The organism is Candidatus Aminicenantes bacterium, assembly GCA_026393795.1.
Taxonomy (GTDB): domain Bacteria; phylum Acidobacteriota; class Aminicenantia; order UBA2199; family UBA2199; genus UBA2199.
This window is the reverse complement of sequence record JAPKZL010000313.1, coordinates 1-13,210: the sequence shown is the minus strand read 5'-3', so window position 1 is coordinate 13,210 and position 13,210 is coordinate 1. Positions and strand designations below refer to the sequence as shown.

The following is a 13,210-nucleotide window of genomic DNA, read 5'->3' as shown; positions in this document are numbered from 1 at the left end:
CCTGCAGCCCGGATTGCAATTCGGGCCTCGATATGCTAAATTTAGTGCCTGATGAACAAGAAAGTGGTGCTGATCGGGAAAATCGCGGGGATCGTCTGCTCATATTTCGCGGTTTTTTCCCTCTCGGTGTATTTCACCGTCAGCCTGCTGGTCAAGGGCGATGAAATCAACGCTCCCGACCTGATCGGCAAAACGCTGGCCGAGGCCTACACCATCGCCGCGAAAAAAGGCATCATCCTCAAGAAGGTCGTCGGCGATTTCGGCTCGGCCTACCTGCCCAACACCGTGGTCAACCAGTTCCCGGCACCCGATTCCGGCGTCAAGGAAAAATCGGTGCTGAAGATTTTCGTCGCTTCCGAGGTCGGCCAGACGGTCGTTCCCGACCTGATCGCCAAGAACCAGAAGGAGTGCGACGCCCTGCTCAAAAACAGCAAGCTGAAAAAAGGGCACACCGCTTATATTTCCAGCTTCGACGTGCCGTTGGACTGCGTGATCGGCCAGTCGCTGCCGGCGTCCAGCCGGATGGCGGAGGGTTCCGCCATCGACGTGCTGGTCTCCAAGGGCGCCGAGAGCCTTTCGTTCATCATGCCCGACCTGATCGGCAAACCGGCGGATCGGGTGCTCGTTTTTTTCGAGACCCAGGGCTTGAAGATCTCGAAAATCGAGGAAGTCACCTATTTCGGATTGAAGCCGGGGATCATTCTCAAGCAATTCCCATCACCCGGCTTTGAAATCAGCGCCAAGAACTTGATCGGCATTCAGGTCAGCAAATGAACCCCGTTTTTCCGTCCATCTTATCCACGAACTTTTTCGATCTGCACGCCAAGTTGAACGCGTTTGTCGCCCAAGGCATCGATTTCATCCACCTGGATATCATGGATGGGCATTTCGTCGACACCATCTCCTTCGGGCCGACGCTGGCTCGGGCCCTCAAGGACAAATTCCCTTTCCGCCTGGATGCCCACCTGATGGTCAGCAATCCGGCCAGGATGGTCCCGCGTTTCATCGAGGCCGGGGCCGAGTGGCTTTCCTTTCACCTGGAGACCGACGCCGACTGCGAAGGCCTGATCGGGTTGATCAAAAAGAGAGGTTGCCGGGCCGGTTTGGTGCTCAATCCCGACACTCCCCTGGAGCGGGTGCACCCTTTTTTGCATACGATCGATTATGTTCTCTTGATGAGCGTTTTCCCCGGCAAAGGCGGCCAGACTTTCATCGCCGCCACCCTGGAGCGGGTCCGCCAGCTGAAGCGGGAGCTGCTGCGCCGGCAAAGCCCCTGCCTGCTGCAGGTGGACGGCGGCATCACCGTGGAAAACATCGCGCGGCTCAAGGAGGCGGGAGCCGACCTGTTCGTGGTTGGAACGCATCTGTACCATGCTGAAAACATAGAAAAAAAAATCGGCCAATTACTAAAACGGCTGCAATGGAGTCAAACATGAAAAAATTATTCGTCCCGGCCCTGCTGCTGACGGTGCTGGTTGCCGCGGGCTGCGGATCCAGGAAAAGCATCAACGTCGATCCATCCGAAAAAGGTTCGGACAAAATGATGTACGAGAATGCCGTCAAATACATCGGCAAGGACCCCGAGAAAGCGCGCCTGCTTTTCAAGGAGATCATGCAATTGTACCCCGATTCGGCCTACGCCAACAAGGGCAAGCTGGGCATCGCCGATTCCTACTTCAGGGAAAACGATTCGGCGTCGCTGGTCATGGCCGCCGCCGAATACCAGGAGTACGCCAGCCTCTTCCCGTATTCTCCCGATGCCGTGTACGCCAGGAACCAGATCGGCATGTGCTACTACAAGCAAATGAGAAAGCCGGAGCGCGATCAGAGCAGCACCTTCTCCGCCATCAAGGCGTTCGAAATCGTCATCCAGCAGTACCCGGGCACGGCTGAGGCCGAGGAAGCCAAGAAAAAAATAAATGAATGCCGCCAGAACCTGGCCAGCCATTATTACCAGATCGGCTACTACAACTATGTCATGAAGTCTTTTCCCGGCGCCGTCGCCCGCTTCAAGCAGGTCATGGACGAATACCCCGACTTCGCCAAGAACGACAAGCTTTTTTATTATACCGGCAAAACCTATCTGGCCATGGAGGACCTGGATTCGGCGCTTTCTTTTTTCCAGCGCCTGGTCGGCAATTACGCCAAATCCAGGTACGCCAGAAAGTCCCAGCGCCTGATCGCCAAGATCAACCGCCGGCTGGCGGCCAAGAAAGAGCCGCCCAAACCAGCAGAGCTGCAAAGTCCCCCGCAAGGGGGGGATAAGAGCCTTAGATAGCAAATTCAAAATTTATTCTAAAAAGATAACAAATTTTAAAACCTTAAAATAAATTTTTCATAACTTTTTATGTAAAAAATTTATTTTCTAAGGTTTTTATCCGGTTTTTACCGGGTTAGAATTTGCTATAAGGCTCTAAAGGTGCTGAAAAATAGAAAGGACCTCCCCGAAAAACCGGGGATCTATATTTTTAAGACCGCGGCCGGAAAGACCCTCTATATCGGCAAGGCGATCAACCTGAAAAAACGGGTCGGCCAGTATTTCCAAAAGAGGGACAATCCCCTTTTGCAGAACCTGCTGCAGCGGGCGGCCGACATCGATTATGTTGTCACCGCCGCCGAGGACGACGCCCTGCTGCTGGAAGCGAACCTGGTGCATAGCTATCAGCCCCCGTTCAATATCCGGCTCAAGGACGACAAGAGTTTCCCGTTCATCGAGATCACCCTGAATGAAAATTTTCCCGGGATCTACTTTTCACGCCGGGTGGCTGCCGGTAACTACGGACTGGGCCCGCTGGTCAGCTCCCAGAAGGCCAGGGACCTGATCGACACCGTCACCCGTCTTTTTCGTCTCCGCTCCTGCGCCGCTTCCACCTTTAAAAAAGGCGTTCCCTGCCTGTATTTCCATATCGACCGCTGCTCGGCGCCCTGCGCCGGCAGGATCGACCCAAGACATTACCGCCAGCAGGTGCTGGATGCCGTCGATTTTTTGAAGGGACATAAACGAAAGGTCGCGGTCGCGCTCGCGCAGCGGATGAGCCGCTATGCCGAGGCGCTGGATTTTGAGCATGCGCAGAAAATTAAGCAGGACCTGGAGCTGATAGAAAGTTTTTCGCCCCGCTCCTGCATTTCGACCCGCGCCCGCGGCGATTGCGATATCCTGGTCGCCAGCAGCCTGGGCGACGAGGCGTTTTTCGCCTATTTCGCCGTTGTGGGCGGCCAGGTGCGCAAGAGCGAGTATTTCAACCTGCCGGCCATCGACAGCGGCGAGGATGAGGTTTTGAAGGGCTTCCTGCTCGATTTTTACCAGCGCCGGCCGCTGCCCGGGGAAATCATCGTTGCCAGGCTCCCGGGGCATGCGCAGGCGCTGGAAAAGCTGTTCTCCGACCAGGCCGGCCGCCGGGTGCGCATCCGCACCGTCCGCCAGGGCCGCAAGAAAAGGATCCTGGAGCTGGCTTGGCAGAACCTGGCCCTGTTCATTCAGAAAAGCGATTATCGCTTGCTGGCGGAAAAGATCAGGCAGCAACTGGGCCTGCGGAATTTTCCCGCTTTCATCGAAGGTTACGATATCTCCCACCTGGGTGAAAAGAATCGTGTCGGCGCCCGGGTGGTTTTTAAAAACGGCCGACCCGAAAAGCGCTCCTACCGGAGTTACCTCATCCGCGGTGCCGGCGGCGGCGATACCGGTGCCTTGAAGGAGGTTCTTTCGCGGCGCTTCGCTAGCGAAACAGATCAGCCCCACAGGGTTGACCCGCCGGATGATTTCAACGCAGCGGAGAAGCGATTGAAATCATGGCGGGAGCAACCGGACCTATTGCTGATCGACGGCGGACGGCCGCAAATGGCCGCGGCCCGCCAGGTTAAGGAAAAGTTGAGGCTGCGCAGCGATTTGCTGGCCCTGGCCAAGGGCGAAGAGCGGATTTTCATGGAAGACGGATCTTCCTTGGTCCTCGCTCCCGGTTCGCCGGCCAAGTTCCTTTTCCAAAACATACGCGATGAGGTCCACCGGCGGGCGATCACCCATCATCGCCGTAGACGCGATGTGCTCAGTCGCGGACGTCGCGAAAAACTCCCTGGCTGAACCGGCAGCGGACCATTTTTCGGTTATTGCACTTCGGCGGCGCCGAGCAGGGCGTTGAACATGATCTTGTAAGTGCCTTCACTGTGGGTGCGGTGGATGAGGTCGGGGCCGATAAGGATGATCCGCCCCTTGTCCTGGCGGAAATCGACCAGCAGCGATTTGCGCACCAGCTCGCTTTCGCCCTCCAGCCAACCCGACAGGAGCAGGTCGCGTTCGGGAAAGACCAGCGGCGTAGAGCGGTTTTCGTTGGCCGATCTGGGCGGCGATGTTTCAAAGGTCGGGCTGGACCTGAAAAAAACAGCGGCTGTTTTTTCCATGCCTGCCGTCAATGGCGACTCCTTCACGTCCACGCGCAGATAGGAGCCCGGGCACGTTACCTTGCTGTTCTCTTCCATGATATTGGTCACCGGCATCTTGAACTTGTTGATGGCGTAATTGCAGGAATCGTCCATGAAAATCAGGGTTTTGCCGCTTTTGACCATTTCCTTGAGCAGTTTTTCCCCTTTTTCTCCGATACCGCCCGAAAATTCAGGCGGAGCCGGGGTTTCCCATTTTTCCAATTTCTTGGGCGGCTTGCCGCTTTCGATCTCGCTTTCCGAGGCGCCGGCAAAGACCAGCAGGTCGTATTTAGCCGCAAAATTCTTTTTAGCGACATCCTGGGGGTGAACCGTTTCATAGGGTATCTTGTATTCATCGAAGACATAGCGCAGCCAGCCCTCGCTCATGTTGTGCCCCCAGTTTTGATAGAGCCCGGCTTTGAACGGGCGCAGGCGGCGGAATTGCTGCAGCGGGATCTCTTTTCTGGAAGTCAGCTGCAGCGGGGCCTCGTTGTGGATGGATTTCAATATTTCCAGCGCCTCGCTCTTTCTGACCAGGAATGAACCGGGAGAAAAATCCGGATGTTCGCGGTTGCGATAAACCGTTTTGCCCTTGCCCAGAAGTTCGAACGCGGCCCGGAAGGAATGGTTGCAGCGCGAATCGAGTATGATGTATTCCTCGAGCTCTTCCGGGAATTGGTTTTTCTGGAACTGCTCCGGGCTGACCGGTTCCAGCAGGGCCTTGAGCGGTTCATTGACCGCGACCGTCTTGACGCCCATGCCCAGGGGCAGGGTCCAGGCGGCCATGTCGTAGGGCGGCTCCGGGTCGGCCTTCGGATTCTTGCGGATATCGGGGTAATGCTGGTTCTCGAATATGTTCTTGACAAACGCGCGGTACGGCTGGGCCATGGGCACGACATAGGACTTTTTGTCGAACATCGTGTCGCCGACGCGCGCCGGGTGGGTGAGCTGGAAGACGCGAATATTCGATTTGAGCAGGATCTTGATGAAGCGTTCGGCTGTCGCCGGATCGTGCTGCTGGCGCGGAACGATGAAGGCGTAGGGCGCTTCGCTGTTGCCGCGGGCGATATTTTCCCGGGCAATCTGGTAGGTGTTGTAGAGCAGTTCCTGGCGCTGGCGGACGGCGGTGTTCAACACCGACAGGGTTGCCTGCAGGTCGTAAGTCACCAGGTCGGCCAACCGCCACCATCCCCCCTTCCAGGGATTGGGGCTGAAAACCCTTTCTTCGTTCCTGAAGCTTTCGGCGCTTTCCACTTCTTCGGGTTCGATGTAGATCGGCGTGGCCAGGCGCACCGAGGCGCCCTCGAAGAGGATACCGGGGATATTGTGGAACCAGGTCGTGTCGTCGAGCGAGCCGATCCACCAGCCGGTGAAAAACCCGCGCGAGGCCACGCCCTTGAAGTCCAATTTTTCGAGGTCATAGGCGATGCGCGAACCGATGAGGTTGACGGCGCGCCAGACCAGGGGATGGATGCCCGGCGTGGGCGGGTCCTGGTAGGGCGGGACGAACAAGCGGTCGCCGCTGCTGCCCATCTGGTGCTCATCGACAAGGATCTGCGGGAACCATTTATGATAGATTTCCTTGACGATCAATTCAGTTTCTTTCAGGCTGATTTTGAACCAGTCGCGGTTGTCATCGTGGCCGGCATACCAGTGATACAGGTAGGGAACACCGGTGCCTTCGTATTCCGTCCCCTTGGTCTTGTTGTACCACTCCACTTCCATGATCTGCCCGTCGGGGTTGACCGAAGGGAACAGGACCAGGATGACGTTGTCCAATATGGCGAGAATTTCCTCCGTGTTGCCGGTGGCCAGGCGATAAGCCAATTCCATCGTCATTTGCGACGAGGCGATCTCGGTGGCATGGATGTTGCAGGTGACGAAGACGACGGCTTTGCCGCTGGCGGCCAGCTGCTCGGCCGTCGGCACATCGATCTCGGCCTGGGCCAGCTGGCGGGTGATGGCGGTGTATTTTTCCAAATCCTGCAGGTTCTGGGCGGCGGAGATGACGGCCATGAACAGGTCGTTGCCCTTGGTCGTTTTGCCCAGGGTGACGAGTTTGATCCGCTGCGATTTCAGGCTGAGCTGCCGGAAATACTCGTGGATCTGGCTGTAGCCGGCCAGGTTGCGGTCGGAGCCGAGCGTGAAGCCCAGGAACTGGTCCGGACTCTGCTGCGCGAGAGTTGGAACGGCCATGGCCAACAGGGCGGCGCAAAAAAGCAACGGTTTTTTCATCGTGCCTCCTTAAAAAGCGGATTATAATCCCGCCTATGACTGATTTGCAAATGCTGCTGACCGGCGGGTTGACAAAAAACGCGCCGCTATTTATAATATCCCATCAATGAGCCGGAGTGGCGGAATTGGCAGACGCATCAGACTCAAAATCTGACGAGGATTTTCCTTGTAAGGGTTCGATTCCCTTCTCCGGCAATTTCATCCAGGCTCGGAAACTATTCCAGATTGCGTTGCTCGACGATCCCCTTTTCCCGGTAAAAAATGGAGATGATGGTATAGGGGACGGTCTTGTCGTTGACCATGGCGCTAACCGTGCTCTGGCCGATCTGGCGCAGTTCCATGTTCGGCGTCAGCCACTCGTTGATTTTTTTTTCCAGTTCAACGCCCTGTCCGGAGAATATCTTGCATTTCATGGGTGACCCCCGTTCGCTTAAAAAATTATAACACAATCGCGGAAGTCAAGAAATGATTTTCAGCGCCCGCGGCGCGGAGGCGAATTCGATCTTCCTGAATTGGCGGGGGGCGGCGGCCGCGGTCAGGATCTCGCCGTCGATCTGTACGGCAAAAGGCTTTTTCGCCTTGACAATGAAGCGCGGCGCCTGGATGGTCAGGGTTTCCTTTTTTTCGGAGTAGGCGGCGGACGGGGTCAGGAAGGTGATGTAGGCCAGGCGCGAGAAGGAACAATTCTTGACCAGGAAGGCGTCCAGCAGACCGTCATCGGTGCGCGCCCGCGGTGTGGCCATTTTCCCGGCCGCGTAGTAGCGGATGTTGTTAAAGACGGCCAGGACGAATTCGCCGCGGAAAGTGCCCTCTTCACACTCCACGGTCAGCTCCATGGGCAGATCGGCCGAGCGCAAGGCCTGCCAGCCGCCGCGCAGGCCGGACAGGGTCTGGTATTTCCCCAGCTGCGGGCGGTGCCTGACCACCCGCTCCACGTACTGGTTGATGAGCACGGCCAGGCCGATCGACGCCTGGCCCGGGTAATAGCGCAGGACTTTCTCGTTTTCGAGGGCCATGCCCAGGTCGATGCGCCGGAAGCGGTTCCTTTTGATCGCGGCGCAGGCCCGTTTCAGGGTATGGATCTCGAATTCCCTGACCACGTCGTTGCACGAACCCAGGCCGATCATACCCAGCGCGTTGTCGGCTTTCAAGCGCATCATTTCGTTGATCACGATCAGCATGGTGGTATCGCCGCCGGCGGCGACCAGCGTCTGGTAATCGGCCGCGGTCGCCCGGACCAGGTCGCGCAAATCGTCCTCATGGCGCGATTCGAACCAGTCGTAGGCCACGCCGTTCTCCTTGAGGCATTTTTGCAGGCTGCGTCGCTTTTGCCCGGCGCGGCCCTTGCCGGAGCTGGGATTGAAGAGAATGGCGACTTTTTCCATCAGCGGCCAGCCAGTTCCTCCAGGACGTTGCCGGCCTGATTGACCTTGTCGGCGACGAACAGGACGTAGCGGATGTCGACGTGGATGGAGCGGGTGATGTCGGGCCGGTAGAAGAAATCGCTGCTCAGCGACTCGTAGTTGCCGTCGAACAGCACGCCGACCAGCTCGCCGCGGCTGTTGAGCACCGGGCTGCCCGAATTGCCGCCGGTGGAATCGTTGCTGGTCAGGAAATTGACCGGGACGTCGTTCAGTTCCGGAGCGACGTAGGCGCCATGGTCCGCGTTCATGGCCGCGGCGACGAACTTCGCGTCCAGGTTGAAGGGGAATTCGCCGCTGTTTTTTTCCAGCACCCCGGCCAGGGTCGTGAACGGGGCGTAGCTGACGGCATCGCGCGGCGAGTAGCCCTCGACCCGGCCATAATTGAAGCGCAGGGTGGAGTTGGCGTCGGGATAAAACAGGTCTGCCGGCCGCATCTGCATCATGGCTTCGATGTAGAGCGGCTTGAGCCCCTGCCAGCGGCTGGTGAGGATGTTGCGGCGGTTGGTGAAGGCGTCGATGTTGGGCCTTATTTTATCGGCCAGGGCGATGAAGGCGTCAGCGGTACCGGTCAGCGCTTTCCTGTCGGCGGCGAACAGGCTCATTTTGAAATCATAATCGGCCAGCCGCGTGTGCCGGTAAAGGGCGTTGACAAAGGCGGCGATCTGTTCGTCGAGGCCGCTGCCCGGGCTTTTTTCCACTTCCTGGCGCAGGGTTTTGAAACTGTTGGCCGAATCGGCTTGCAGCAGCTTTTTCAGGAAGAAAGCGAATACCGCCTGGTCGGTCCCCAGGTCCAGGTTCCGCTGGCTGACCGGCAGCCGCTCCTTCTTGGCGGCGATGTCGCGCTCCATGTAGCCGGTTTCGCGCTCCAGGTCTTTCTTGGCTTTTTCCCGGCTCCACTTGTCAATGGTCAGCGCCCAATCGAAGAGGCGGCAGCCGCGGGTCATCCAGCCGTAGACCGTCTGCAGCGAATTGCTTTGGCGTTCTTCGGCGGCCAGGGCGGAGATGTCGGCCAGCAGCCGGCCGTATTTTTTGCGCAGGTCGGGCCGGGAGGCGATGAAGGCGGCCAGTTGCTTTTCCGTTGCCAGCTTCGTTTCGTGAACGGCGTTTTTGCGCAGCCCTTCCAGCATGCCGCGGTAATTTTTTATTGAATTGTACAACCCCTTCAGGTTGCCGGCATTCTTGATCTTCACCGCTTCGTCGGCCGCCGAAGCCTTTTCCAGCAGGGCGATGTACTGTTCGAGCAGGGCGATGCGCTGGGGATAATTGGCTTCGGTTTCGTTGCCGACCTCGGCGGCGCTGGTCCAGCGTTTGGTCGTTCCCGGGAAGCCCATGATCATGGTAAAATCGCCGGCTTTGAGATTCTGCCGGGCGATGGGGAAGTAATGCAGCGGGTGGTAGGGGACGTTGTCCTTGGCGAATTCGGCCGGGCGGTTGTCCCTGCCCACATAGGCGCGCAGGAAGGAAAAATCGCCGGTGTGGCGCGGCCACGTCCAGTTGTCGATTTCACCGCCGTATTCGCCGACCGAGCGCGCCGGGACGTAGACCACGCGCATATCCTTGATCTTGAGGTAGGTGACCAGGTAAAATTCGCGGCCGCCATAGAACTGGGCGACCAGGCATTCGTTGCCCGGGGTGCTTTCCCCCTGGCGGACGAGGCGCTTGGATATTTTGTCGATCAGCCGCGAGCGCTTTTTCGGGTCCAGGCCGGGACGGAAAATCGCCTGAAATTGCGGCGTAGCGTCGACAAAACCGGTCATGATCCTGACATTGTAGCCGGGAGCCGGAATTTCCTCGGCTCGGCTGCGGGCCAGGAAACCGTCGCGAATGTAATTGTGCTCCGGCGATGAGAGGCTCTGCACGGCGCCGAAGGCGACGTGGTGGTTGGTGATGATCAGTCCGTCCGCGGAGACGAAGGAACCGGTGCCGCCGCCCAGGTTGACCACGGCCATGGCCAGGCTCTTTTTGCCGATGTCCCAGATGGAGGCGGGGTCGAGTTCGAACCCGCATCCCTTCATGTCCTTGGCAATGGCCGGGGTGACGCCGTCGACTTTGTGCATGCCTTCCTTGGCGGCCAATGGCCATATTGCGAAGATAATAGACAGGAAAATGATTTTTGATTTCATTCGCGGCTCCTTATCATAAGATCTGGTGAGTGAAAACGGATTATATCCCGTCCAGGTGCAAAATTCAACCGGCCCGCGGATGCGAAAAGGTTGCCAACATGCCGCGCTTGTGTTATGGATCATCCAGGGGGCCTGGATTTGCGATCGGGCCGCCTGGTTTGCCTGAGCGAGGTGCAGCTTGAAAAAAACAGCGATCTTGTTCTTGGTCTGGTTGGCTTGCCAGTCCTCGGTTGTTGCTGCGGAAGATGCCGGTGTGCAGGAGATTAAAAAGCTTTACGCCCAAACGGCGGCAGCCATCGCCCTGGCCCAGAAAAGCGAGGTGGGGGGCCTCTATTGCAGCGAGCTGATCGTCAATAGCCGCGGCGGTTCCTGGCGGGCGGTCGGAAATTATGTTAAAAAAGCTGTTTTCTGGTACAGTGACCAGCCGGAATTCGCCGAAATGGCTGAGCAAAAAGCGGAAACCGTTCTGGCAAAGGTCGAGGTCAGTGAAACGTCGGCCGCGCGTTTCCGGTACAGCGAATTCTTGTATGCCGGCGGGCGGCTGCGTTTCTTTTTCCGCAGCGATAAGAACGGCGACGAGCCCGCCCTTGAAGAGCGGGTCTATTTCTGGGACAACAGGCTTCCGTTGCGGCTGCCCGGGCCGGGAAATGCAGCGGCGCTTCCGGTCGAGGCGATTTTCAAGGAAGCCCAATATTGGCAGAGACTCTTTCTACTGAGTTTTGCCGAGTGATGCCGGACAGGCTGTTTCCCCGGCGAATTGCTCCGCTCTCCCGCTGGCGCTACAATGGAGACATGAAAAAAGCGGTCTGGTTTGTCTGCGCCGCCTTGACGGTCTGCCTGCTGCCGTTGCGCGCCTGGCTTACCTTCCGCGACCGGGAACTGGCATGGCTGGCCGTATTCTACGGCAGACTGGATGGGACCATGTATCGCAACATGCTGGCCGCCGACCGGGTCGATCTGATCAAGCGGCGCGTCTTGGAGCTGGATTCATATCTGGATGTTTTGAAACAACTGTGAAATGAGGATGGCCAACGGTATAATCCGGGAATCGCTCCCGGGGCTTGAAAATTTGTTTTTTCTGTGTTAAAAGACCTTGAATGGGAGGTTTATACATGAAAAAAATTATGCTGCTGCTTTCGGTTATAGTGATCCTTTCAGCTTGCATCTGCAAGCCAATCGTCGGCGGTCTGCCCGAGGGCGAAAAAGTCAAAGTCAACATCGAGGACAAGACTTTCAAGGGCGAACTGCTCTCGGTAACTCCCGAACTGATCATCATCCGCTTCCGCGATGAGAAAAAGAACAAGGAAGTCGTCATGGGCTGCCCCGTCCCGGAGACCGAAGTGGTCAAAGTAAGGAGGGGCTGCGGCCCGATCGGCAATTTGTTCGCCAAGGATAGGAAGTTCACCTTCAAGAACAACACTCCGGTCAAGATCAACGAAAACGTCGTCAACCTCTCCCACGACGCTCTTTACGGATCGATGATCCCCGATTACATCAAGGAGCAGCTGAAACTTTTCAACCAGCTATAAACTCCTTCCTTGACTCATAAACCCGCAGCCCAACCGTGAAGCGCTATTTTTTTCTTGGGCTGAATTTCGCCATCGTGCTTTTTTCTTTATGGCTGCACGACAAATCCCGGGTCTGGATGGCCCGCCGCCTCGGCGATCCCGAAGCCGCGAAAAGGCAGCGCTCGGCGGAAAATCCCTTTGCCCGCGTCGATTGGATCGGCAGCGTGCTGCTGCCGTTTTACCTGCTCTTCCGTGGCCTGCCTGTTCTGGGCTGGACCAAGCCGCTGGAAATCAAGCTTGAAAACCTGCGCCGCCCCCGCCGCGATGGGCTGCTGATCGCCCTTGCCGGCCCGGCAGCCAACCTGATGCTGATGCTGGCAGGAATCGGCGTTACCCGGGGTTTGGGCGCAGCCGGCTTGATAACGTCGCTCTTCCCGCTCCAGGTGCTCCTTCCTTTTTGCATGGCTAATGCGTGCATCGGAGTTTTCAACCTGCTGCCCATCCCGCCCCTGGCCAGTGCCGGTGCAGCCGAATTTTTTTTGAACAACGACGCCCTTTCGGCTTTCGAAGAAATCAAACCTTATGGTTTCTTGCTTTTGTTGGCCGGAGTCTATTTCAATTTTTTTGACTTTCTCACCACGCCCATCACCCGGCTGGTCAATTCATTGCTCGGCTTCTAAAAGCGGTATACGGTTGACGGTGTACGGCAGACGGTAACAGCAATTTTTCGAAATATTTTGCTTGATTACGGTTGCCATAAATCCCCTCGTCGGCGACCTTCAGAGCCTTACACCGTATACCGTAAACCAAGCGCAATTATTTCTTCAACGTCGAACATCGAACTTCGAACCTCAAACCTACTGTAGATGTAAACTCACTTCTTACCGTTTACCGTAAACCGTCTACCAAGCTCGGCTTTTTCTTCAGTTCTGAACATTCTGGCTGCGCAGCATGGCCTGGTAGTATTGGCAATTTATTTCTAGTTCGGCATGGCCACCAGCCCCGACAAGGCCCTTGTCGTCGAAACAAAGAATACGGTCGGCCTGGCGGATGGTGCTCAGGCGGTGGGCGATGATGAACAGCGTTTTGCCGCGCAATATTTCGGGTAAAGAGGCGAAGATCGAGGCTTCGGTCCGGGAATCGAGGGCCGAGGTCGGTTCGTCCAGGACCACGATATCGGGATTTTTCACCAGAGCCCGGGCAATGGCCAGGCGCTGCTTCTGGCCCTCGGAGAAATTGACGCCGCGCTCCCCGACCAGGGCCTGGTAGCCTTGCGGCAGAGAAGCGATAAAATCATGGATGCCGGCGGCCTGCGCCGCTTTTTCTATCTGCTCGGCGTTCGCCTCGGGGTCGCCGTAGCGCAGGTTTTCCGCGATGGTCCCCGAAAGCAACGTTGGCGACTGAGGCACATAACCGATATGCCGGCGCAGTGAATTCGATTCGTACTCGGTCGCCGGCCGGCCGTCGATGAGTATCTCGCCCTTTTGCGGCCGGTAGAACTGCA

13 protein-coding genes and 1 tRNA gene are annotated in these 13,210 nt (G+C 57.3%); 9 read left to right on the top strand and 5 right to left on the bottom strand.

The features are described from left to right. The first annotated feature begins 51 nt into the window (after window positions 1-51). The 4 genes from NTW95_15245 to uvrC all read left to right on the top strand — a co-directional run bounded on the left by NTW95_15245 (window position 52) and on the right by uvrC (window position 4,078). Complete coding sequence (locus tag NTW95_15245; protein ID MCX6558760.1) at window positions 52-774, top strand: PASTA domain-containing protein; 723 nt, start codon at window positions 52-54, stop codon at window positions 772-774. Continuing rightward, window positions 771-1,436, top strand: coding sequence for a ribulose-phosphate 3-epimerase (gene rpe / locus NTW95_15240; GenBank protein MCX6558759.1), 666 nt, complete (start codon window positions 771-773; stop codon window positions 1,434-1,436). The genes NTW95_15245 and rpe overlap by 4 nt, the downstream gene beginning before the upstream one ends. Next, the gene (bamD, locus tag NTW95_15235; GenBank protein ID MCX6558758.1) at window positions 1,433-2,278 is read left to right on the top strand and encodes an outer membrane protein assembly factor BamD; all 846 of its coding nucleotides are present in this window, start codon (window positions 1,433-1,435) and stop codon (window positions 2,276-2,278) included. The genes rpe and bamD overlap by 4 nt, the downstream gene beginning before the upstream one ends. 141 nt (window positions 2,279-2,419) lie before the next feature. Continuing rightward, on the top strand, window positions 2,420-4,078 hold the full coding sequence (gene uvrC / locus NTW95_15230) for an excinuclease ABC subunit UvrC (GenBank protein MCX6558757.1): 1,659 nt from the start codon (window positions 2,420-2,422) through the stop codon (window positions 4,076-4,078). 23 nt (window positions 4,079-4,101) lie between these two features. Here uvrC and NTW95_15225 read toward each other — a convergent pair whose 3' ends face one another. After that, window positions 4,102-6,651: a M14 family metallopeptidase gene (locus tag NTW95_15225; GenBank protein ID MCX6558756.1), complete on the bottom strand. Its 2,550-nt coding sequence runs from the start codon at window positions 6,649-6,651 to the stop codon at window positions 4,102-4,104. A gap of 110 nt (window positions 6,652-6,761) precedes the next feature. Between NTW95_15225 and NTW95_15220 the strand changes: the two genes are divergently transcribed. After that, a tRNA-Leu gene (locus NTW95_15220) sits at window positions 6,762-6,846 on the top strand. A 20-nt stretch (window positions 6,847-6,866) separates the two neighbouring features. Here NTW95_15220 and NTW95_15215 read toward each other — a convergent pair. Genes NTW95_15215 through NTW95_15205 form a run of 3 tightly spaced genes read right to left on the bottom strand, consistent with a single transcriptional unit; the run spans window position 6,867 to window position 10,198 of the window. Beyond that, window positions 6,867-7,064, bottom strand: coding sequence for a hypothetical protein (locus NTW95_15215; protein ID MCX6558755.1), 198 nt, complete (start codon window positions 7,062-7,064; stop codon window positions 6,867-6,869). 45 nt (window positions 7,065-7,109) lie between these two features. Continuing rightward, entirely contained in the window at window positions 7,110-8,036 is a 927-nt protein-coding gene (locus tag NTW95_15210) for a diacylglycerol kinase family protein (GenBank protein ID MCX6558754.1), read from the bottom strand. Then, window positions 8,036-10,198, bottom strand: a complete 2,163-nt coding sequence (locus NTW95_15205; protein ID MCX6558753.1) for a S46 family peptidase — start codon at window positions 10,196-10,198, stop codon at window positions 8,036-8,038. The genes NTW95_15210 and NTW95_15205 overlap by 1 nt, the downstream gene beginning before the upstream one ends. Before the next feature lie 178 nt (window positions 10,199-10,376). On the opposite strand from NTW95_15205, the gene NTW95_15200 reads away from it, so the two are divergent. The 4 genes from NTW95_15200 (at window position 10,377) to NTW95_15185 (ending at window position 12,386) form a co-directional block, all read left to right on the top strand. Further along, entirely contained in the window at window positions 10,377-10,928 is a 552-nt protein-coding gene (locus NTW95_15200; protein ID MCX6558752.1) for a hypothetical protein, read from the top strand. Between the two features lie 62 nt (window positions 10,929-10,990). Further along, window positions 10,991-11,215, top strand: coding sequence for a hypothetical protein (locus NTW95_15195; protein ID MCX6558751.1), 225 nt, complete (start codon window positions 10,991-10,993; stop codon window positions 11,213-11,215). Between the two features lie 95 nt (window positions 11,216-11,310). Beyond that, window positions 11,311-11,727: a hypothetical protein gene (locus NTW95_15190; GenBank protein ID MCX6558750.1), complete on the top strand. Its 417-nt coding sequence runs from the start codon at window positions 11,311-11,313 to the stop codon at window positions 11,725-11,727. Between the two features lie 35 nt (window positions 11,728-11,762). Beyond that, window positions 11,763-12,386 carry a site-2 protease family protein gene (locus NTW95_15185; protein ID MCX6558749.1) on the top strand — a complete coding sequence of 208 codons (624 nt, stop codon included), beginning with the start codon at window positions 11,763-11,765 and terminating at the stop codon, window positions 12,384-12,386. Between the two features lie 243 nt (window positions 12,387-12,629). On the opposite strand, the gene NTW95_15180 is transcribed toward NTW95_15185, so the two are convergent. Beyond that, window positions 12,630-13,210: ABC transporter ATP-binding protein (locus NTW95_15180; GenBank protein ID MCX6558748.1), on the bottom strand; the 581-nt coding region annotated here is incomplete at its 5' end.

Excerpts from the sequence above, each read along its gene's own strand:
- NTW95_15195 (MCX6558751.1), top strand. The coding sequence starts at position 10,991 with ATGAAAAAAGCGGTCTGGTTTGTCTGCGCCGCCTTGACGGTCTGCCTG.
- NTW95_15190 (MCX6558750.1), top strand. The coding sequence starts at position 11,311 with ATGAAAAAAATTATGCTGCTGCTTTCGGTTATAGTGATCCTTTCAGCT.
- NTW95_15205 (MCX6558753.1), bottom strand. The coding sequence starts at position 10,198 with ATGAAATCAAAAATCATTTTCCTGTCTATTATCTTCGCAATATGGCCA.
- NTW95_15210 (MCX6558754.1), bottom strand. The coding sequence starts at position 8,036 with ATGGAAAAAGTCGCCATTCTCTTCAATCCCAGCTCCGGCAAGGGCCGC.
- NTW95_15245 (MCX6558760.1), top strand. The coding sequence starts at position 52 with ATGAACAAGAAAGTGGTGCTGATCGGGAAAATCGCGGGGATCGTCTGC.
- NTW95_15215 (MCX6558755.1), bottom strand. The coding sequence starts at position 7,064 with ATGAAATGCAAGATATTCTCCGGACAGGGCGTTGAACTGGAAAAAAAA.
- bamD (MCX6558758.1), top strand. The coding sequence starts at position 1,433 with ATGAAAAAATTATTCGTCCCGGCCCTGCTGCTGACGGTGCTGGTTGCC.
- NTW95_15225 (MCX6558756.1), bottom strand. The coding sequence starts at position 6,651 with ATGAAAAAACCGTTGCTTTTTTGCGCCGCCCTGTTGGCCATGGCCGTT.
- rpe (MCX6558759.1), top strand. The coding sequence starts at position 771 with ATGAACCCCGTTTTTCCGTCCATCTTATCCACGAACTTTTTCGATCTG.